The following is a 19447-nucleotide window of genomic DNA, read 5'->3' as shown; positions in this document are numbered from 1 at the left end:
GGCAGGGTGAGCGTCGCGGCACTGCTGGAGGCGAGGGCGGACGACGGCCGCCCGGGACTGCGCCGGGCCGGCGGCGACGGCGCCTGGACCTGGCGCGAGGTCGTCGCCGAAAGCGCGGCCCGCGCCGCCTGGACGACGTCCCTGGGCGACACGGCTGCGGGTGGCCGCGACCGCCCGGTCCACGTGGGCGTGCTCCTCGACAACGTCCCCGAGTTCGTGTTCCTCCTCGGCGGGGCGGCGCTGTCGGGGTCGGTGCTCGTCGCGCTGAACCCGACGCGGAGCGCCGCCGAGCCGGCGGGCGACGCCGAGCGCGCCGACTGCGACCTCGTCCTCACCGGGCCCGGGCACGCCGACCTCGGGCTGTTCGACGGCTACTACCGGGAGGACGCGCCCGACCGGCTCCGCGACGGCATGTTCTGGAGCGGCGACCTCGCCTACGCCGACGCGGACGGCTACATCTTCTTCGCCGGCCGCAGCGCCGACCGGCTCCGGGTGGACGGCGAGAACTTCGGCGCCGCCCAGGTGGAGCGCGCCCTCGCGGAGCTGCCGGGCGTCCGGCAGCTCGCGGTGTACGGGGTGCCGGACGCGGCGTCCGGCGACCAGGTGATGCTGGCGCTCGCGGCGGACGGCTTCGACCCGGCCGCGTTCGCCGCGTACCTGCGCGGCCGCGCGGACCTGAGCCCGAAGTGGCCGCCGCGGTACGTCCGGGTCATGCGGGACCTGCCCGCGACCGCCTCCAACAAGATCCTCAAGCGCCGGCTGGTCGGGGACGGCTGGCAGACCGACGACCCGGTGTGGTGGCGGCCCGGCCGGGACGTCGCCTACCGCCGGATGACCGCGGAGGACGCGGCCGGGCTCCGGGCGGAGTTCGAGAAGCGCGGCCGGCTGCACCTCCTGGAACGGAGCGGATGAGTGGACTTCAACCTTGACGAGACCCAGCAGGAGATCAAGAAGCTGGCCGCCGGGCTCCTGGAACGCGAGGCGACCCGGGAGCGGCTGGAGGCTTTCGAGAAGAGCGGCGCGGCGTATGACACGGTGACGTGGAAGGCGCTCGCCCAGGCCGGGCTGCTCGGGCTCGTCCTGCCGGAGGACGCGGGCGGCGCGGGCCTCGGACCGGTCGAGCTGGCGGTCGTCCTGCGGGAGGTCGGCCTCAAGGTCGCGCCCGTGCCGGTGTACGCGTCGCTCGCGCTCGCGGCCGTCCCGATCGGGCTGCACGGCACGGCCGAGCAGAAGGCCCTGCTGGGCCCGCTGACCGAGGGCGAGGCGGTGCTGACGGGCGCGTACCGCGAGGTCGGCCCGGCCGGGGAGATCGCCACCACCGCGCGCAGGGACGGTGACGGCTTCGTCCTGGACGGGGTGAAGACGTTCGTCCCGTACGCGCGCGAGGCGTCGCGGATCCTCGTGCCCGCCCGCGTCGAGGGCGAGGGCGTCGGGGTCTTCCTCGTCGAGCCGTCCGCCGCGGCGATCACCGCGCAGCCGTCCGCGACGAGCGAGCCGCTGTCGCGCGTCGCGCTCGACGGCGCGCGGGTCGGCCCGGACGCCCTCCTCGGCGGCGCGGCCGACGGCGCCGCGTGGGACGCGCTGCGCCGCTCGGCGGTCGCGGGCGCGGTCGCCCTCGCGTCCGGCGTCATCGAGGGCGCGCTGGCGCTGACCACGGAGTACGTCAAGACGCGGGAGCAGTTCGAGCGCGCCCTCGCCCAGTTCCAGGCCGTCACGATGCAGATCGGCGACGTCTACATCGCCAAGCGCGCGCTCGACGTGGCCGTCTGGGCGGGCGTGTGGCGGCTCGGCGAGGGCGCCGCCGACACCGACGAGGTCCTCGCCGTCGCCGCCTACAACGCCTGCGACCCCGTCGTGCAGGCCCTCTACACCTGCCAGCACCTGCACGGCGGCATCGGCCTGGACGTCACCTACCCGCTGCACCGCTACTTCGCCTGGGGCAAGCAGTGCGCGCACATGCTCGGCGGCGCGGAGGAGACCCTGGATTCGCTCGGCGCGCTCGTGGCACAGGAGGCCTGATGTTCATCGACCTGACCGAGGAGCAGAAGCGGCTCCGCGCCGAGCTGCGCGAGTACTTCGAGAACTGCCTGGACGCGGAGCAGCGCGCCGCGATCCTGGAGGACCCGTTCGGCCCCGCCTACATGGAGCACTGCCGGCGCCTCGGCCGCGACGGGATGCTCGGCGTCGCGCTGCCGAAGGAGTACGGCGGCCGCGGCTACGGCCCCGTCGAGCAGACGATCTTCGCCAACGAGATCGCCCGCGCCGAGGTGACCTACCCGCTCATCACGCTGAACTCCGTCGCCCCGACGATCCTGCAGTACGGGACGGACGCGCAGAAGGAGTTCTTCATCCCGCGCATCCTCGCGGGGGAGTGCCACTTCGCGATCGGCTACAGCGAGCCGGGCGCGGGCACCGACCTCGCCGCCCTGCGCACCACGGCCGTCCGGGACGGCGACCACTACGTCGTGAACGGCCAGAAGATCTTCACGTCCGGCGCGCAGACCGCCGACTACGTGTGGCTCGCCGCCCGCACCGACCCGGACGCGAAGAAGCACAAGGGCATCTCGATGCTCATCGTCGACTGCGAGGACCCCGGGTTCTCCTGGACGCCGATCATCACGATGGACGGCCGCCACCACACCAACTCGACGTACTTCGAGGACATCCGCGTCCCGGCGGACATGCTGATCGGCGAGGAGAACAAGGGCTGGGACCTCATCGTCAACCAGCTCAACCACGAGCGGGTCACGCTCGGCCCCGCCGGCAACATCGGGCACACCCACGTGCGGTTCGAGCGCTGGGCCCGCACCACCCCCGGGCGGGACGGCCGGCCGCTGATCGCGGAGCCCGCCGTCCGCCGCGCCGTCGCCCGGGTCTACGCCTACCTGCGCGTCAACGAGCTGCTCAACTGGCAGGTCGCCGCGAACCAGGACCTCGGCTGGCTGGGCGCGGCGGACGCGTCCGCCACCAAGATCTACGGCTCGGAGCGGGTGCAGGAGGTCGGCCGGATCGTCGGCGACGTCCTCGCCCGGTACGGCGACCCCGGTGACCCGGCGACCGCGGAGTTCATCGAGGCCACCGACCGCCTGGCCAAGGGCGCGCTGGTGCTGACGTTCGGCGGCGGGGTCAACGAGATCCAGCGCGAGCTGATCGCGATGATCGGCCTCGGCCTGCCCCGCGCCCCCCGCTGACCCGTGCCCCGGCGGTGATCGAGCGCCCCGGCGGTGATCGCGTCCGCCTCCGCGCCGATCACCGCTGGGGGTAGTTGAGGCTCTCCTCCAGCAGCGCGAAGGCCTGGTCGACGGTCTGCGACATCGAGCCGAACGCGTCGCCGTGCCGGCGGATCGTCTCGGCGGCGGCCTGGAAGGCGCCGGTGGCCGCGCCGGCGATGACGTGCGGGCGCAGGTCGGTCGCGGGGTCGACGCCGAGCCGCTCGGCGACGAAGTCGATCAGGATGGTCTGCTTCTTCTGCGCGTGCTCCAGCGAGCCCGCCATCAGCGCGGGGCTGTCGTTCATCATCGACAGCATGCACTGGAAGCGCCCGGGGTCGAAGCCGAGCTCGCCCGCCTCGCACGCGCGGGCGATCACGACGACGGCGCGGCGCAGCGCCGTCATGATCGGCTCGTCGGCGGGCCGCTCGGCGAGCGCCGCCATGATCGCGCGGGTCTGCTCCTCCTGGAAGGTGAGCGCCACGTCCTCCTTCGAGGCGAAGTAGCGGAAGAACGTGCGGGACGAGACGTCCACGGCGTCGGCGATCTCCTCGACGGTGGTGGCGTCGAACCCCTTCGCGGAGAACAGGTCGAACGCCGCGTCGACGAGGGCCTCGCGCGTGCGCTGCTTCTTGCGTTCGCGCCTGCCCGGGGGCCGGGGGCCGGGACCGGAGGCGCCCTGCCCGGCGCCGGTCTCGGGGGCGGTCGCGGTCATGTGCGCAGTGTAGCCAGCCGCCGGTCCCGCGCCAAGAGACAGCGGGTGAATGTTGTCTCCATGTGACTGATGTCTCTTCGCGCCAAGAGTCGGTTGACGACAACTGTCATCTCATGACACTTTGGCCATCTGCCAATCCGGAGGGATATCGATCGATGACTCATTCCACCGGCGCCGGCACGCTCGATCCCGGCGCCGTCCGCGTACCGCCGCACGGGAAGGCGCCGCGCCGCGCGGCCAGGAGGGGCCACGGCCATCCATGGCTCACGCTCGTCGCCGTCGCGCTCGGCGTGATGATGGTCGGGCTGGACGCGACCGTCGTGTCCATCGCCAACCCCGCGATCGCCGCGGACCTCGGCGCGAGCCTGTCCGGCCTCCAGTGGGTGACCAACGCCTACCTGCTGGCGCTCGCCGTCACGCTCATCCCGGCCGGGAAGATCGCCGACCGGTTCGGACGGAGGCGGACGTTCCTGGCCGGCGTGGTCGGGTTCGCGGTCTCCTCGGTATTGATCGGCCTGTCCGGCGGCCTCGGCACGGTCATCTTCTGGCGCGTCGTGCAGGGCTTCGCGGGGGCGCTCCTGCAGCCCGCGAGCCTCGCCATCCTGCGCAACACGTTCCCCGCCGAGCGGCTCAACACCGCGATCGGCGTCTGGGGCTCCACGCTCGGCATCTCCATCGCGGGCGGGCCGATCGTGGCCGGGCTGCTGGTCGAGAACGTCAACTGGGAGTCGGTCTTCTTCCTCAACGCCCCGCTCGGCCTCGTCGCGCTCCTCGTCGGGCTCTGGGTGATCCGCGAGTCGCGGGACGAGGGCGCCGCCGGCTCCTTCGACCTGCCCGGCGTCGCGCTGCTGACCGGCGCGCTGTTCGGCCTCGTCTGGGGCCTGATCAGGGCGGGCGAGGACGGCTTCGGCGACGTGGTCCCGCTGGTGTCGTTCGCCGTCTCGGCCGTCCTGTTCGCCGCGTTCGTGTGGAACGAGCTGCGCGTCGAGCGTCCGCTGCTCCCGCTCGGGCTGTTCCGCTCGGTGTCGCTGTCGGCGGCGACCGGGCTCATCGTCCTCGGCTTCTTCGCGATGTTCGGGACGATCTTCTTCATCACCCTCTACCTGCAGCAGGTCCACGGCATGAGCCCGGTGGAGGCCGGGGTGCGGATGCTGCCGATGACCGCCGTGTTCATCGTCGCGTCACCGATCGCGGGCGCGCTGACGAGCCGCTTCGGGCCGCGGGTGCCGCTCGCGCTCGGCATGGCCTTCACCGCCGCCGCGCTGCTCGGCCTGTCGCGCATCGGGGTGGCGGCCCCCTACGTCGAGCTCTGGCCGTGGTTCGTGCTGATCGGCCTGGCGTTCGGGATGGTGATCGTCGCCGGGACCGAGGCGATCGTGGGCAACGCCCCCGCGCACCTCGCCGGCGTCGCGGGCGGGCTGCAGCAGACCGCCGCGCAGGTCGGCGGCGTCCTCGGGACGTCGGTCCTCGGGGTGCTGCTGTCCACGAGGGTCGGCGACGTGCTGTTCGGCAGGCTGACGGACGCGGGCGTCCCCGGCGGAGCCGCGCGGCAGCTCACGAGCCAGGGCGGGATCGTCTCGCAGGGCGGCGCGCCCGTCCCGCCCGGCACGCCGGAGCCGGCCGCCGAGGCCATCACCACCGGAAGCCACCTCGCGTTCATGGACGGCTTCCAGACCTCGCTGACCGTCGCCGGGATGGTCGCCGCCGCCGCGATCCTCGCGGCCCTGCTCGTCCGGCGCGGATCGTCCCCGGTCGAGGGCGCCGCGGCGGTGTGAGCCGTGCGCGGGTCAGTCGTGCGCGGGTCAGTCGTGCGGGGTCAGCCGCCGCTCGGGGACGGCTCCGGGTTGGACGTCGGGCTGGGGGCGGGGGTGCCGGAGTCCCCGTCGCCCGGGTCGTCGGACGGCGGGTCCGTCGGGGTGTCCGGCGGCGGGGTCGTGGGGTCGCCGGTGCCGGGCGGGGTCGTCGGGTCGCCGGGGGTGTCCGGGGGCGTCGTCGGCGAACCGCCGGTCGGCGGGGGCGTGGTCGGGGCGTCCGGCCGGGACGGCGTGCCGGGCGCCGGCCGGTCCGTCTCCTTGGCGGGGGTGCCGGCCGGTGCGGTCGCCGTGGGCGCCGGGTCCGCGCCGCCACCGGCGGGCGCGCCGCCGGTCTGCGGCGCCGGGCCGGCGGCGCCGCCGCCCGCCGGGGCGCCGGGAGAGCCGGGCACCTCGCCCGTCGCCCGCTCGGTGCCGGACAGGCCGGGCATCGGGTGCCGGGGGCCGCTGTTCGCCGCGGACGCGGGGTTCGCCCCGCCGCTCGACGACGTCGGGACGATCGAGGCGGAGCCGCCGCTCTTCGGCGTCGGCCAGGTGGCGAGCAGGCCGATGACGGCCGCGGCGGAGGCGGCCACGCCGGCCGCGGCGCCGAGGCCGCGGTGCAGACCGCCGGACAGCCCGCGCCGTGCGCGGTCGCCGGCGCCGCGGCGGGGCCGGTCGGCGCCGATCACCACGAGCGGGCTCGGGGACACGACGCTCGGCAGCGGCCGGACGGCCTCGTCCTCGCAGGCGGCGAGGACCTGGTCGCGCAGCCAGCCGGGCGCGCGGGACGGGGCCCGCCGGGCGAGCAGCTGCGGCAGCCGCTTCTTCTCGAACGCGGTGATGAGGTCGTGCCGCGCGTCGGCCGTGCCGCGCATCAGGATGTCGAGAACGGACCGCTCCAGACGCGTCCGCGCCGCGTCGAGCAGCTGGACGACCGTGTCCGGCGCGATGCCGAGGACGCGGGCGATGTCGTGCGGTTCGAGCCACTCGCCCGCCCACAGCAGCAGCACCTCGCGGTGGTCGGAGCGCAGGGCCCCGGCGGCGCGCAGCAGCGGGTCGGCGTCGGCGAACAGCACCCCGCCGCGCCCGTCGAGGTTGCCGGCGAACGCGCCGCGCTCGGCGCAGGCCGACCGCGACAGCGAGTACAGCCACAGGACGGTGTCGCCGCGCGGCGGCTGGTGGACGGCCGCGGTGAAGGCGTCCCCGACGGCCGCCGCCGCGCGCTGGTCGCCGACCAGCGACCAGCAGTACGCGTACAGGCGGTCTGCGTGCGCGTCGTAGAGCGGACCCATGTCTCCGCGCATGTGACCTCCCCGATCGTCTGCCCGGCATCCACAAATGGTGCATACCGCTGGTTGACGGACTCTAGCGTCTCCGGTCAATGCCTGAGAAGTCCGGGATTAGGCGTGGCGTCGAATAGTACGGAAGGTAACGGAGACGCGTGCGGACGGTGATGTTCATGGAGATTTAGCGAAGTTCGCGAATTCAGTCGGATTTCTGATCCGGTTCAGGTGGGAAGGTTCGGTTCCGCCGTCACCCAGGTGAGGAGTGAGCCGTGTCCCGGTTGACCGTGGAGGACGTCTACCAGCACGTTCGCGGTGTCTGCTTCAAGACCGGCCCGCCCGGGACGGTCGGCGCCGAGACCGAGTGGTTCGTCGTCGACGCCGCCGACCCGGCCGCCCACGTCCCCGGCGACCGGGTGCGCGCCCTGGTCGGCGCGGCGGGCCCGCCGCCCGGCGGCAGCCGGATCTCCTACGAGCCGGGCGGCCAGCTGGAGCTCAGCTCCGCGCCGTTCCCCGGGCTCGGGGAGCTGCACGCCGAACTCGCCCGGGACGTCGCGCACGTGCGGGCCGCCCTCGCGCCGGACGGCCTCGCCCTCGCCGGGCACGGCGTCGACCCCGTCCGCCGGCCCCGCTACCAGGCCGACCATCCCCGCTACGACTGCATGCGCGACTACTTCCGCGCGGGCGGTTTCCGGGACGCCGGCCTCGCGATGATGTGCTCGACCGCGTCAGTCCAGGTCAACCTGGACATCGGCGCCGACCCCGATGACGCGTGCCGCCGCTGGCGGCTCGTGCACGCGCTCGGCCCGGTGCTCGTCGCCGCGTTCGCGAACTCGCCGCTGCGCGCCGGCCGCCGGACCGGGATGCGCTCGTCCCGGCAGGGCATCTGGACCGAGCTCGACCCCTGCCGCACGCTGCCCGTCCTGCGGGACGGCGCGGACGCAGACCCCGCCGAGGCGTGGACGAGGTACGCGCTCGACGCGCGGGTCATGCTCGTCCACACCGCCGAGGGCGAATGGGTGTCCGACCCCGGGATGTCGTTCCTGGAGTGGCTGGCCAAGGGCGAGCCCTGCGCGGACGACCTGGCCTACCACCTGTCCACCCTGTTCCCGCCGGTCCGGCCGCGCGGCTGGCTGGAGCTGCGCATGATCGACGCGCTGCCCGGCCCGTACTGGCCCGTCCCCGTCGCGGTCGCGGCCGCGCTGCTGGACGATCCCGCGGCCGCGCGCGCCGCGGCGGAGGCCGCCGAGCCGGTGGCCCACCGGTGGGCGGAGGCCGCCCGGCTCGGCCTCGCCGACCCGCCGCTGGCCGCCGCGGCGCGGGCCTGCTTCGCCGCGGCGCTGGACGCGCTGCCCCGGCTCGGCGCGCCCGGCCTCGTCCCGCTGGTGGACGAGTACGCCCGCCGCTACGTCGAGCGGGGGCGCTGCCCCGCCGACGACCCCGCTCCGCCCCCGATCCCGTCCGAGGAGGATGCGACATGACCCGGACGAACCCCCGGGACGCGCCCGCCGCGCACCCGGCCGCCGCGCACCCGGCCGCCACGTACCCGGCCGCCACGTACCCGGCCGCCGCCGACGAGGACGCGCTGAAGGAGCTCATCGCGGGCGAGCTCGGCGCGGTGCGCGACCGCAGCTTCGGCCTCACCACCGACGTCCTGGACGAGGCGGGCCTCACCTCGCAGGTGTCCCCGCTGATGTCACCGCTCGTGTGGGACCTCGCGCACGTCGGGAACTACGAGGAGCTGTGGCTGCTGCGCGCGGCGGCCGGCGCGGACGCGATGCGCCCGGAGATCGACGGGCTGTACGACGCGTTCGAGCACCCGCGCGCGGAGCGGCCGTCCCTGCCGCTGCTGCCGCCGGACGAGGCCCGCTCCTACATCGGCACGGTCCGGGCCAAGGTGCTGGACTCGCTGCCGTCGGTGCGGTTCGACACCGCGGACCCGCTCACCTCGGGCGGGTTCGTGTACGGGATGGTCGTCCAGCACGAGCACATGCACGACGAGACCATGCTGGCCACGCACCAGCTGCGCGAAGGCGCTCCGGCACTGCTCGACCCGGTCGCCGAGCCCCCTCGGATGCCCCCTTCCGCAGGCTCCGGGATAGGCGAGGTCCTGATCGAGGCGGGGCCGTTCCGAATGGGCACGTCGGACGATCCTTGGGCGTACGACAACGAACGCCCCGCCCATGTCGTCGATCTTCCGGCGTACTACATCGACGTCGAGCCCGTCGCCAACGCCGCCTACATCTCCTTCATGGAAGCGGGCGGTTATGACGACCCGCGATGGTGGGATGCCGCCGGTTGGGAATGGCGCAACGCCGGCGGCAAACGCGCACCCGCCTTCTGGCACCGCGAGGGCGGCCGATGGCTGCGGCGCCGCTTCGGGCGGACCGAACCCGTCCCGCCGGACGAGCCCGTCCAGCACGTGTCCTGGTACGAGGCGGACGCCTACGCCCGGTGGGCCGGCAAGAGGCTGCCGACCGAGGCCGAGTGGGAGAAGGCCGCGCGCTGGGATCCGGCGGCCGGGCGGTCGCGCCGCTTCCCCTGGGGCGACGCCTACGAGGAGGGGCGCGCCAACCTGGGGCAGCGGGCGCTCCGCCCGTCCGAGACGGGCGCCTACGCGTCCGGGGCCTCGGCGTACGGGGTCAGGCGCCTCATCGGGGACGTGTGGGAGTGGACGTCGTCCGACTTCGGCGGCTACCCGGGCTTCCGGTCCTTCCCCTACAAGGAGTACTCGGAGGTGTTCTTCGGCCCCGAGTACAAGGTGCTGAGAGGCGGCTCCTGGGCCACGCACCCGCTCGCCGTGCGCGGGTCGTTCCGCAACTGGGACTACCCCGTCAGGCGGCAGATCTTCTCCGGTTTCCGGTGTGCGCGTTCCGTAGACGGGGAGGGGCGCTAGATGTGCCGCCATCTCGGCTACCTCGGGCCTGAGCGGACGCTGCACTCGCTCGTCTACGAAGGTGAGCACTCGCTGGAGACCCAGTCGTACGCGCCGCGCATGACGCAGGGGTGCATCCTCAACGCCGACGGCTACGGCGTCGGCTGGTACCGGGACGGCGCGCCCGTCCGGTTCCGGCGCGCCCAGCCGATCTGGACCGACCAGTCGTTCCGCGAGGTCGCCGGGGCCGTCCGGGCGTCCTGCGCGGTCGCGGCGGTCCGGTCGGCGACGGCCGGGTTCCCGGTGGACGAGTCGTGCGCCCAGCCGTTCCGCGCCGGGTCCTGGCTGTTCAGCCACAACGGGAGGATCGACGACTACGGCGGCGCCGAGGGCCGGCTCCGGGACCTCGCCGGGGACCTCGCCGGGGTGCCCGACGCCCGCGCGCCGGTCGACTCGGCGCCGCTGTTCGCCCTCGCCGTCCGGCACTGGCGCGGCGGCGCCTCCCTCGGCGACGGCCTCGCCTCCGTCGTCGGGGAGATCACCGCGTTCGCCCCGGGCCGCTACAACCTGCTCGCCTCCGACGGCACGTCCCTGGCGGCCACGACCTGGGGCGACTCGCTGTTCGTCCGCGAGGACGCGGACCAGATCCGGATCGCGTCCGAGCCGCTGGACGGCGACGCCGGCTGGAAGGCCGTCCCCGACCGCTCCCTCGTCACCGCCGGGCTCGACGCCGGCGTGTCGATCACGCCGCTTTGAGGGCCCTTCGGGCGAAGCCCTGGGGTCCGGGGGGCCGCCCCCGGAAACAGCTAAGGAGAACCACGTGGACCGGTTCCTGACCGCCGACGACCTCGCCAAGTCGCTCCGCAACGACGTCTACGAGGGGCTGACCGGAACGCCCAAGACCCTGCCGCCCAAGTGGTTCTACGACGAGCGCGGCAGCGCGCTGTTCGAGGAGATCACCAAGCTGGAGGAGTACTACCCGACCCGCCGCGAACGGGAGATCCTCGTCGCGCGGGCGGCCGCCGTCGCGGAGGCCACCGGCGCCCGGACGCTGCTGGAGCTCGGCGCCGGGTCGGGGGAGAAGACCCGGCTGCTGCTCGACGCCCTCGCGGGCACGCTGCGCACGTACGTGCCGGTGGACGTGAGCGGCGACTTCCTGGAGGAGGCCGCGGCGGGCATCGCCGCCGACCATCCGGGCCTGGACGTCCGGCCCGTCGTCGCCGACCACGAGCGGCACCTGCACCTGCTGCCGGGCGGGGAGCGCCGCCTCGTCGCCTTCCTCGGCGGGACGATCGGCAACATGCCGCCCGCCGAGCGGGTCGGGTTCCTCGGCGGCGTCCGCGCGACCATGTCCGGCGGCGACTTCCTGCTGCTGGGCGCCGACCTGGTCAAGGACGCGGGGCGGCTCGTCCGCGCCTACGACGACGCGGCCGGGGTCACCGCCGAGTTCAACCGCAACGTCCTGCGCGTCATCAACGCGGAGCTGGACGCGGACTTCGACCCGGACGCCTTCCAGCACCGCGCGGTCTGGGACGGGGCCGAGGAGTGGATCGAGATGCGGCTCCGGTCGGTCCGCGACCAGGAGGTCCGCGTGGGCGGCCTGGACCTGGCGGTGTCGTTCGCGGCCGGTGAGGAGATGCGCACCGAGATCTCCGCCAAGTTCCGCCGGGACCGGCTGGAGGCCGAACTGGGCGCGGCCGGGATGGAGATCGCGGAGTTCTGGACCGACGCGGACGGCGACTTCTCGCTCACCCTCGCCCGCCCCACCGGCTGAGGCCCCGGCCGGCCGAGCCGCCTCAGTTCTTGCGGGACGGCTCGGCGAGGCCGAGCCGCCGCAGGTCCCCGGCGAGCCGGGTCGCCACGTACCGGTGGCCCGCCTCGTTCGGGTGGGTGCGGTCCCGCTTGATGTACTGCGGCGCGTTGCCGATGCCGGTCAGCGGGTCGCCGGTGATCCACTGCTCGCCGATCGGGTCGACGAACGGGATGCCGAGCTGCCCGGCGAGGTTCTGCAGCGCGTCCCGGACGGCGATCGCCCCCTGCGGCGGCGTCCCCGTCCCCCAGATCGGCCCCATCAGCACGATGTGCGTGCCCGGCCAGCGCTGCCCGGCGCGTTCGAGCAGCACGTGCGCGGCGGCGGCGACCTGCGGTGCGGGGACGCGGAAGTCGTTGTGGCCGCCGGACACGATCAGCATGTCGGGCGCCGGGCGCCAGCCGAGCTGGCTCTCGAACAGCCCGAGGAACGCGTCCCGGCGCTTCACGACGAACCCGGTGCCGGCCCGCCCGCCGACGACGACCTGCCAGCCGAGCAGCCGCGCCGTCGCGGACGCGTACGTGAACTCCGGCTGGACGCGCCCGTCCCCGACCGTGTAGCTGTCGCCGAGGAACATCACCACCGGGGGCGCTGCGGCCCGCCCGCCGGCCTGCTTGCCGCCCTGTCCGGGGCCGTCGGCGGCCGCGGAGCGGTGCACCTGGCCCCCGATCGGGGAGCAGCCGGTCGCGGCCGCCACCGCCGTCAGGCTCAGGCACAGCACCAGAGTCGCCGCGCCGCGTCGGGCGCGGCGAGATGTCATCGAGGACCACCTATCGTCCAGAGCCACCCGGGCTCGGGGATGAATCCGTATCTTACTGATCCACCGCCCCCGCCGAGTCCCCGTCCGCACCGGTGTGGCGGCCCCCACGGCGACCCCCGCGGCGACCCCCGCGGCGGGCGGGGGCGAGCGTGACACTTCGGCGCCGGTGCGCGCTGGGAAGGGTATGGGTGCTCGGCCGATGTGAGCGGGCTCGGGCGGGCGCCGTCCCCGGTGGGCCCGGGCTCCGGTGGCCGGGCCCGCCGGGGGTCCAGCCTCGGGGGGCCGCCCCTCAGCCGGCCGCCAGGGCGGGCTCCTCCTCCGGCGGGCGGAGCTCCTCGGTGTAGTCGACGGTCAGGCGGCGCAGCACGCCCGAGTCGTCGACGGAGTACTGGCCCAGGCGCGACAGCGGCGGCGAGTACGCGTGGATCGTGACGCTGGCGTCGGCCACGCCGGTGATCCGGTGGATGTGGTCGGGGCCGAAGCAGAACGACCCGCCCTCGGTGACGACGGTCCGGAGGGGCTCGCCGCCGATGCGGGGGTTGTTCTCCTCCACGGTTCCGGCGACGACGTGCACCGCCCCGGACGAGACATCGTGGTCATGCCATCCGGTGTCGTTCCGGGGCGTCCAGCAGAGCAGCCAGACGTCCACGTGCTGGTCCCGGTAGAGCGAGGCGTAGTGGCGGGCGCCCTCGGGGAACGCGACGTGCTCCCGCCACAGCTCCGGCCGGCCCGCCAGGCGGTCGACCAGCGCGCGCAGCTCCCGCCGGTCCAGGGGGCGGCCGGGCAGGTCCGCGAAACCGGCGGGACGGGGCAGTACCTCGGACGACACGTTCTCCTCCTTTTCGAACGGCCTGGCCATGGCCGCTGAACCGGATCAGTTAACCGCTTCAGTGAACCGGTTCAGGGCGGCCGCGGTCAAGTCGGTCCGGCGCGGTGTCGGTGGCGGGCTCTAGGGTTGGGTGGATGCCGGAGAAGCGCAAGCGCGCCACCATCCGCGAGGTGGCGCGGGCGACGGGGCTGTCGCCCGCCGCCGTCTCGTACGCGCTGCGCGGCATCCAGACCTCGGAGGAGACGCAGGAGCGGGTCCGGGCGGCCGCCGACGAGCTCGGCTACGAGGCGCACCCGATCGCCCGCGCGCTGGCCAGCGGCCGTACCGGGCAGGTCGGGCTGCTGTGCGGCTCCCTGGAGGACTACTGGCAGCAGTCGCTCGCGGTCGGCATCGGCCGGGCGCTGCTCGCCCGCGACCGCTACGCCCTGATCGTGGACGCCGGCGGCGACCCCGAGCGGGAGCTGGCCCTCGCCCGCCGGCTGCGCGACCAGCGGGTGGACGGCCTGATCGTCCAACCGCTCGACCCGGCCGCCGCGCTGTGGTCGGAGCTTGCCGCGTCGGTCCCCGTGGTGTCCATCGGCGACGCGCTGCACGGCGGGCAGGCGCAGGGCGAGGTCGTGTTCGACAACCGGCGGGGCGTCACGCTCGCGCTGGAGCACCTGCGCGACCTCGGGCACGAGCGCCTCACCGTGTTCACCTCGACCAGTGCCAGCACCCCCGACCGGCCCGCCGACGTGCACGTCAACGCCGAGGCCGAGCGCCTCGGCCTGGCGGTCGACGTGGTCGTCGTGCCGCAGTCGCTCGCCGCCGCCACCGAGGTCGCCACGCGCGTCCTCGCCGGCCCGGCGCGCCCCTCGGCGGTGTTCTGCTTCGCCGACTCCATCGCCTACGGCGTGTACGCCGCCACCCGCGAGCTGGGCCTCGCCGTCCCCGGCGACGTCGCCGTCTGCGGCTACGACAACCACCCGATGTCGGCGCTGCTCACCCCGCCGCTCACCACCGTCGACTGGGACATCGACGGCATCGTCCGGTCGGCCGTCCGGCTCGCCGTCGACGTCATCGACGGCAAGCCGCGCAAGCGGCGGGTCGTCCGCGAGCCGTCGCTGCGCGTCCGCGCGTCGACGGGCGGGCGGCCGGAGTAGGGGGTCAGGGATGCAGCCGGGCAAGTCCGGGCAGCAGATCCGCCGCGGCGGCGATGTCGGTGTCCAGCGGCCGGTCCTCCACGCGCGGGTCGAGCACGGCGCCGGCCATGTCGAACGCCGACCGCAGCGGCCCGCCGGACGGGGCGCGCCCCTGCATCCGCAGCGCCCGGACGGCGGCGAGCAGCTCGCAGCCGAGCCCGAGCCGGTACGCGGCGACGGCGTCGGTGGTCGCGCGGGCCGACTGGGTGGAGAAGCCCGCGTGCTCCTCGACGCCGCGCGACAGCACCGCGCTGCCGAGCGCGGCCGGGGTCGCCAGGCGGCGGACGTCGGCGAGGCAGGAGTGCGCCACGTACTCCAGGATCATGATCCCCGAGGACGCCTCCGTCGCGCCCTGGAACGGGTAGAGGCCGGTGAACGCAGGCTCGGCGAGCGTGCCGAGCCGGGCGGCGGCCAGCGCCATCGTCTGGAACAGCGCGGCGCGGGCCGAGTCCAGCGCGAGCCCGACGTAGGCGGTGTGGAAGTTGCCGCCGTGCCAGACCGCCCGGCCCTCGACGTCCACGAGCGGGTTCTCGGCCGCCGCGTTGATCTCGCGGGTCACGACCTCCTCGGCGTAGCCGGCGGCCTCCAGCGCCGGGCCGTGCACCTGCGGGAACGCCCGGTACCCGTACGGGTCCTGGATGCGCATGGGCGCGGGCCGGTCGAAGGCGAGCAGCGCCCGCATCGCCGCCGCCGCCTCGCCCTGCCCCGGATGCGGGCACGCGTCCTGCACCGCCTGCGCGTACGGCTCCTCCGAGCCGCGGACGGCGAAGTGCGACAGCGCCGCGGCGACCGTGGACGCGCGGAGCAGCTCGCGCAGGTCGGCCACCGCGAGCGCCGCCTCCCCGAGCGTGGCCGCGTTGGAGCTGATGAACGCCAGCGCGTCCGCCGAGCGCAGCCGGTAGCCGGGGCCCCGGCGCACCGTCCCGTCCGGGTCGGGGAGCCAGGCGCGCTCGCCGAGCAGGCACAGCGCGGTCGAGGCCAGCGCGGTCAGGTCGCCCGTCCCGATCGCCCCGTACACCGGAACCGGAGGAAGGAGCCCGAGGTTGAGCGCGTCCGCGAGGGCCTGCAGCACCCCCGGCTCGACACCCGAGCCGCCCGCCGCGATCTGGTTCAGCCGGATCGTCAGCATCGCCCGGACGATCTCCGGCGCGAGCAGCGGCCCCGCGCCCGCCGCGTGGCTGCGCAGCAGCCGCAGCCCGTGCGCGTCGGCGTCCTCCCACTCGACGTCCACCACGCGGTTCGCGCCGACGCCGGTCGTCCTGCCGTACACCGGCTGGGACGCGGCGACCTCGCCGGCCACCTCCCAGGCCCGCCGGGCGCGCGCGACGCCCTCCGGAGCGGTGACGATCGTCACGTCCTCGCGGGCGGCGCGCCGCACGCGGGCGCAAGTGAGGGATGTCCCATCGATAACGATTCGGCTGTTCTCCACGGGCTGAGGCTACGTTCCCGGTTTTCCAGGTAGGTAGGCTCCGAATTCGATGTTCCGGACAAGCTGGGACACTTCACTGACCGTACCCCCGGTTACGGTCGGGGAGAAGGACGAACCGATCACGGCGTCGCGGGCGCCCGGCGAGGACGAGAACCTTGATCACCTTTGAGGGCGTGACCAAGCGCTACCCGGGCGGGACCGTCGCCCTGGACGACGTCAGCCTCGACTGCCCGACCGGCCGCATCACCGTGTTCGTCGGTACGTCCGGCGGCGGCAAGACCACCGCGCTGCGCACCATCAACCGGATGGTCGAGCCCACGTCCGGCCGCGTCCTCATCGACGGGCAGGACGTCCGCGAGCACAAGCCCGCCGAGCTGCGGCGCGGCATCGGCTACGTCATCCAGCACGCCGGGCTGTTCCCGCACCGCACCATCGAGGACAACATCGCGACCGTCCCGTACCTGCTGCGCTGGAACAAGAAGAAGGCGCGGGCGCGGGCGCACGAGCTGATGGAGCGGGTCGGGCTAGAGCGCTCCATGGCGCGGCGCTACCCGTTCCAGCTGTCCGGCGGGCAGCAGCAGCGCGTCGGCGTCGCCCGCGCCCTCGCCGCCGACCCGCCGATCATGCTGATGGACGAGCCGTTCAGCGCCGTCGACCCCGTCGTCCGCGCCGAGCTGCAGGACGAGTTCCTCCGCCTCCAGGACGAACTGCACAAGACGATCGTGTTCGTCACCCACGACGTCGACGAGGCCATCAAGCTCGGCGACCGCATCGCGGTGTTCCAGACCGGCGGCAAGCTCGTCCAGGTGGACAGCCCCGAGACGCTGCTGGCCCGGCCCGCGGACGACTTCGTCGCCGGGTTCATCGGCCACGACCGCGGCATCCGGCGGCTGTCGTTCATCCCCGCCTCCTCGGCGCCGCTGAGCGAACGGGACGTCCTGCCCGCCGACGCCCCCGTCGAGCGGGCCCGCGACGCCGCCGGCGGATGGGTCCTGGTCGTGGACGCCGACCGGCGCCCGCTCGGCTGGGCCGCCGCGGCCGGCCTGCCCGCGTCCGGGGTCGTCGGCGACGCGTCCCTCGCGCCGATCGGGCACACCTTCGACGTCGCGGGCGACTCGGTCCGGGCCGCGCTCGACGCCGCGATCCTGTCGCCGTCCGGCCGCGCCGTCGGGGTGGACGCCGAGGGCCGCCTCGCGGGCGTCGCCGACCAGCAGGACCTGAGCACCGCCATCGCCCGCGCCGGCGCCGACCCGCGTCCCGCCGAGGCCGCCGAGGACGGTGGCTGATGGAGTTCGACTGGGACTGGATCGCCCGCAACACCGACTCGCTCGGCGAGCACGCCCTCGTCCACCTGCGGCTCGCGCTGCTGCCGGTGCTGTTCGGGCTGCTCATCGCGCTGCCGGTGGGGGTGCTGTGCCGCCGCTGGGGCTGGCTCTACCCGCCCGCGCTGACCATCGCGAACGTGTTCTACGCGATCCCGTCGCTGGCGCTGTTCATGATCTTCATCCAGTACACCGGGCTCACCGCGTCCACCGTCATGATCCCGCTGACGCTGTACAGCCTGTCGGTGCTCGTCCCGAACGTGGTGGACGGGCTGGCCTCGGTGTCCGACCCCGTCCGGCAGGCCGCGACGGCCATGGGGTTCGGCCCGCTGCGCCGCCTGCTGCGGGTCGAGCTGCCGATCGCCGTGCCCATCGTCATCGCCGGGACGCGCGTCGCCGCGGTCTCGTCCATCAGCCTCGTCGCGGTCGGGCAGCTGATCGGCCAGGGCGGGCTCGGCTACGACATCATCCGCGGCTACCAGCTGTCGTTCCCGACGCAGATCATCGCCGCCACCGTCCTGATCGTGCTGCTGGCGCTCGTCACCGACGCGATCCTGGTCACCGTCCAGCGGCTGCTCACCCCATGGGCGCGGGTGCGGGGGAAGGTCTCATGAACGAGCGAAGCGAGCGCGGGGGGTGTGGGGGGTCGTCCCCCCACGGGGAGGCAGCATGAACGACCTCTGGAACCAGATCGATCTGTTCTGGACGTGGCTGACCGCCTCCTCCCAGTGGGAGGGCGACGACGGCATCCCGCACCGGACGCTGGAGCACCTCTACTACACGGGGGTGGCGCTGTTCGCCGCCGCCGTGATCGGCCTCGCCCTCGGCCTGCTCGTCGGGCACACCGGCCGCGGCGGCTTCCTCGCGGTCAGCGTCGCCAACGTCGCGCGGGCGATCCCCACCTTCGGCCTGGTGCTGTTCATCGTCGTGATCGACTACAGCATCACGCCGGTGCTGGTCGCGCTGGTCGCGCTGGCCGTCCCGCCGATCCTGGTCAACACCTTCGAGGGCGTCCGCGGCGTGGACGCCGACGCCAAGGACGCCGCCCGCGGCATGGGCATGTCCGGCTGGGGCGTGCTGTGGCGGGCGGAGCTGCCGATGGCGCTGCCGCTGATCCTGCTGGGGCTGCGCACGTCCGCGATCCAGGTCGTCGCCACCGCGACCATCGCCGCCTACCCCGGTTTCGGCGGCCTCGGCCGCTACATCATCGACGGGCTGGCCCGCAACGACTACCAGCTCGTCGTCGGGGGCACCGTTCTGGTGGTGCTGCTCGCGCTGATCGTCCAGCTGATCTTCGCGGGCCTGCGCCGCCTCGTCGTCTCGCCGGGCCTGCTCGGCACCGCCCGTTCCTCCTGACCACCGAAACAGAGGAAAACGCAATGAAGAAACTGATCCGTGGCGCGGTCGTCGGCCTCGCGGCCGCGCTGGCCCTGTCGGCCTGCGGCGGCGGTGACTCCGGCGACGACAACCCCCTGGAGGGCGGCGGTGCGAGCGGCACCATCACCGTCGGCGGCGCCAACTTCCCGGAGAGCAACCTGCTCGCCGAGATCTACGCCCAGGCCCTGGAGGCCAAGGAGCTCAAGGTCACCCGCAAGTTCAACATCGGCGCCCGCGAGGTCTACTACGACCAGGTCGTCAAGGGCGGCATCAGCGTCATGCCGGAGTACAACGGCGCGCTGCTGACCACGTCCGTCGACGAGAACAGCAAGGCCGCCACCACCGAGGAGATCAACGCCGAGCTGAAGGCGAAGCTGCCGCAGTCGGTCGAGATCCTCGACTCGGCCGAGGCGGAGGACAAGGACTCCGTCACCGTCAACCCGCAGACGGCCGCCAAGCACGACCTCAAGTCCATCGCGGACCTCAAGGGCGTCGCGAACGAGCTCGTCATCGCCGGGCCGTCGGAGTTCGAGACCCGCCAGCAGGGCCTCAAGGGCCTCAAGGAGGCCTACGGGATCGAGTTCAAGGAGTTCCGGTCGTTCGACGCCGGCGCCCAGTCCACGCTGGTGAAGCTCCTCACCGAGAACAAGATCCAGGCCGCCGACCTGTTCACCACCGACCCGACGATCCAGGAGAACAAGCTGGTCGTCCTCGAAGACCCGGAGAACGTGTTCAGCGCGCAGAACGTCACGCCGCTGATCCACAAGGAGTCGGTGAACGAGACGGCGCGGGCGGCGCTCAACGCCATCTCCGCCAAGCTCACCACCCAGGACCTCCTCGACATGATGAAGCGCATCGTCATCG

Annotated in this window: 18 protein-coding genes; 13 read left to right on the top strand and 5 right to left on the bottom strand. The window is 74.0% G+C overall.

What is annotated here, in order from left to right; translation table 11 throughout:
- Positions 1-6: 6 nt before the first annotated feature.
- Genes IEZ03_RS35540 through IEZ03_RS35530 form a run of 3 tightly spaced genes read left to right on the top strand, consistent with a single transcriptional unit; the run spans position 7 to position 3191 of the window.
- Complete coding sequence (locus IEZ03_RS35540; RefSeq protein ID WP_184887301.1) at positions 7-912, top strand: AMP-binding enzyme; 906 nt, start codon at positions 7-9, stop codon at positions 910-912.
- On the top strand, positions 913-2019 hold the full coding sequence (locus IEZ03_RS35535) for an acyl-CoA dehydrogenase family protein (RefSeq protein ID WP_184887299.1): 1107 nt from the start codon (positions 913-915) through the stop codon (positions 2017-2019).
- The gene (locus IEZ03_RS35530) at positions 2019-3191 is read left to right on the top strand and encodes an acyl-CoA dehydrogenase family protein (protein WP_184887297.1); all 1173 of its coding nucleotides are present in this window, start codon (positions 2019-2021) and stop codon (positions 3189-3191) included. Before IEZ03_RS35535 ends, IEZ03_RS35530 begins: the two co-directional genes overlap by 1 nt.
- 58 nt (positions 3192-3249) lie before the next feature.
- On the opposite strand, the gene IEZ03_RS35525 is transcribed toward IEZ03_RS35530, so the two are convergent.
- Positions 3250-3924 (bottom strand): TetR family transcriptional regulator, encoded by a 675-nt coding sequence (locus IEZ03_RS35525; RefSeq protein ID WP_184887295.1) that lies wholly within the window; start codon positions 3922-3924, stop codon positions 3250-3252.
- A gap of 155 nt (positions 3925-4079) precedes the next feature.
- On the opposite strand from IEZ03_RS35525, the gene IEZ03_RS35520 reads away from it, so the two are divergent.
- Complete coding sequence (locus tag IEZ03_RS35520; RefSeq protein ID WP_184887293.1) at positions 4080-5699, top strand: MFS transporter; 1620 nt, start codon at positions 4080-4082, stop codon at positions 5697-5699.
- A gap of 41 nt (positions 5700-5740) precedes the next feature.
- On the opposite strand, the gene IEZ03_RS35515 is transcribed toward IEZ03_RS35520, so the two are convergent.
- On the bottom strand, positions 5741-7021 hold the full coding sequence (locus tag IEZ03_RS35515; RefSeq protein WP_184887291.1) for an RNA polymerase sigma factor: 1281 nt from the start codon (positions 7019-7021) through the stop codon (positions 5741-5743).
- A gap of 251 nt (positions 7022-7272) precedes the next feature.
- On the opposite strand from IEZ03_RS35515, the gene egtA reads away from it, so the two are divergent.
- The 4 genes from egtA (at position 7273) to egtD (ending at position 11649) form a co-directional block, all read left to right on the top strand.
- The gene (gene egtA, locus IEZ03_RS35510; protein WP_184887288.1) at positions 7273-8481 is read left to right on the top strand and encodes an ergothioneine biosynthesis glutamate--cysteine ligase EgtA; all 1209 of its coding nucleotides are present in this window, start codon (positions 7273-7275) and stop codon (positions 8479-8481) included.
- On the top strand, positions 8478-9896 hold the full coding sequence (egtB, locus tag IEZ03_RS35505; RefSeq protein WP_184887286.1) for an ergothioneine biosynthesis protein EgtB: 1419 nt from the start codon (positions 8478-8480) through the stop codon (positions 9894-9896). Before egtA ends, egtB begins: the two co-directional genes overlap by 4 nt.
- On the top strand, positions 9897-10631 hold the full coding sequence (egtC, locus tag IEZ03_RS35500; RefSeq protein WP_184887284.1) for an ergothioneine biosynthesis protein EgtC: 735 nt from the start codon (positions 9897-9899) through the stop codon (positions 10629-10631).
- Between the two features lie 64 nt (positions 10632-10695).
- On the top strand, positions 10696-11649 hold the full coding sequence (egtD, locus tag IEZ03_RS35495; protein WP_184887282.1) for an L-histidine N(alpha)-methyltransferase: 954 nt from the start codon (positions 10696-10698) through the stop codon (positions 11647-11649).
- Positions 11650-11671: 22 nt separating this feature from the next.
- On the opposite strand, the gene IEZ03_RS35490 is transcribed toward egtD, so the two are convergent.
- Together IEZ03_RS35490 and IEZ03_RS35485 are read right to left on the bottom strand one after the other, a co-directional pair.
- A complete protein-coding gene (locus tag IEZ03_RS35490; RefSeq protein ID WP_184887280.1) occupies positions 11672-12445 on the bottom strand; it encodes an SGNH/GDSL hydrolase family protein in 774 nt (257 codons plus the stop codon).
- A gap of 289 nt (positions 12446-12734) precedes the next feature.
- A complete protein-coding gene (locus tag IEZ03_RS35485; RefSeq protein WP_229808785.1) occupies positions 12735-13274 on the bottom strand; it encodes a cysteine dioxygenase in 540 nt (179 codons plus the stop codon).
- Between the two features lie 134 nt (positions 13275-13408).
- On the opposite strand from IEZ03_RS35485, the gene IEZ03_RS35480 reads away from it, so the two are divergent.
- Complete coding sequence (locus tag IEZ03_RS35480; RefSeq protein WP_184887277.1) at positions 13409-14416, top strand: LacI family DNA-binding transcriptional regulator; 1008 nt, start codon at positions 13409-13411, stop codon at positions 14414-14416.
- A 4-nt stretch (positions 14417-14420) separates the two neighbouring features.
- Here the strand turns inward: IEZ03_RS35480 and IEZ03_RS35475 are convergent, their stop codons facing one another.
- Positions 14421-15884, bottom strand: coding sequence for an aromatic amino acid ammonia-lyase (locus tag IEZ03_RS35475; RefSeq protein ID WP_184887275.1), 1464 nt, complete (start codon positions 15882-15884; stop codon positions 14421-14423).
- Positions 15885-16039: 155 nt separating this feature from the next.
- On the opposite strand from IEZ03_RS35475, the gene IEZ03_RS35470 reads away from it, so the two are divergent.
- The 4 genes from IEZ03_RS35470 to IEZ03_RS35455 all read left to right on the top strand — a co-directional run.
- Complete coding sequence (locus IEZ03_RS35470) at positions 16040-17170, top strand: ABC transporter ATP-binding protein (RefSeq protein WP_184887273.1); 1131 nt, start codon at positions 16040-16042, stop codon at positions 17168-17170.
- A complete protein-coding gene (locus tag IEZ03_RS35465) occupies positions 17170-17820 on the top strand; it encodes an ABC transporter permease (protein WP_184887271.1) in 651 nt (216 codons plus the stop codon). Before IEZ03_RS35470 ends, IEZ03_RS35465 begins: the two co-directional genes overlap by 1 nt.
- 55 nt (positions 17821-17875) lie before the next feature.
- Entirely contained in the window at positions 17876-18562 is a 687-nt protein-coding gene (locus IEZ03_RS35460) for an ABC transporter permease (protein WP_132047983.1), read from the top strand.
- A 23-nt stretch (positions 18563-18585) separates the two neighbouring features.
- Positions 18586-19447, top strand: an 862-nt coding sequence (locus tag IEZ03_RS35455; RefSeq protein WP_189241273.1) for an ABC transporter substrate-binding protein, incomplete at its 3' end; no start/stop codon positions are given.

Source organism: Actinomadura livida (assembly GCF_014648675.1).
In the GTDB taxonomy this organism is placed as follows: Bacteria; Actinomycetota; Actinomycetes; order Streptosporangiales; family Streptosporangiaceae; genus Spirillospora; species Spirillospora livida.
Note: the sequence above shows the minus strand (reverse complement) of the source record. Positions and strands in the feature narration are given on the sequence as shown.

Bases quoted from the DNA above. Each gene is read 5' to 3' on its own strand.
- IEZ03_RS35530 (WP_184887297.1), top strand. From the start codon at position 2,019: ATGTTCATCGACCTGACCGAGGAGCAGAAGCGGCTCCGCGCCGAGCTG.
- IEZ03_RS35525 (WP_184887295.1), bottom strand. From the start codon at position 3,924: ATGACCGCGACCGCCCCCGAGACCGGCGCCGGGCAGGGCGCCTCCGGT.
- IEZ03_RS35520 (WP_184887293.1), top strand. From the start codon at position 4,080: ATGACTCATTCCACCGGCGCCGGCACGCTCGATCCCGGCGCCGTCCGC.
- IEZ03_RS35515 (WP_184887291.1), bottom strand. From the start codon at position 7,021: ATGCGCGGAGACATGGGTCCGCTCTACGACGCGCACGCAGACCGCCTG.
- egtB (WP_184887286.1), top strand. From the start codon at position 8,478: ATGACCCGGACGAACCCCCGGGACGCGCCCGCCGCGCACCCGGCCGCC.
- egtC (WP_184887284.1), top strand. From the start codon at position 9,897: ATGTGCCGCCATCTCGGCTACCTCGGGCCTGAGCGGACGCTGCACTCG.
- IEZ03_RS35490 (WP_184887280.1), bottom strand. From the start codon at position 12,445: ATGACATCTCGCCGCGCCCGACGCGGCGCGGCGACTCTGGTGCTGTGC.
- IEZ03_RS35480 (WP_184887277.1), top strand. From the start codon at position 13,409: ATGCCGGAGAAGCGCAAGCGCGCCACCATCCGCGAGGTGGCGCGGGCG.
- IEZ03_RS35465 (WP_184887271.1), top strand. From the start codon at position 17,170: ATGGAGTTCGACTGGGACTGGATCGCCCGCAACACCGACTCGCTCGGC.
- IEZ03_RS35460 (WP_132047983.1), top strand. From the start codon at position 17,876: ATGAACGACCTCTGGAACCAGATCGATCTGTTCTGGACGTGGCTGACC.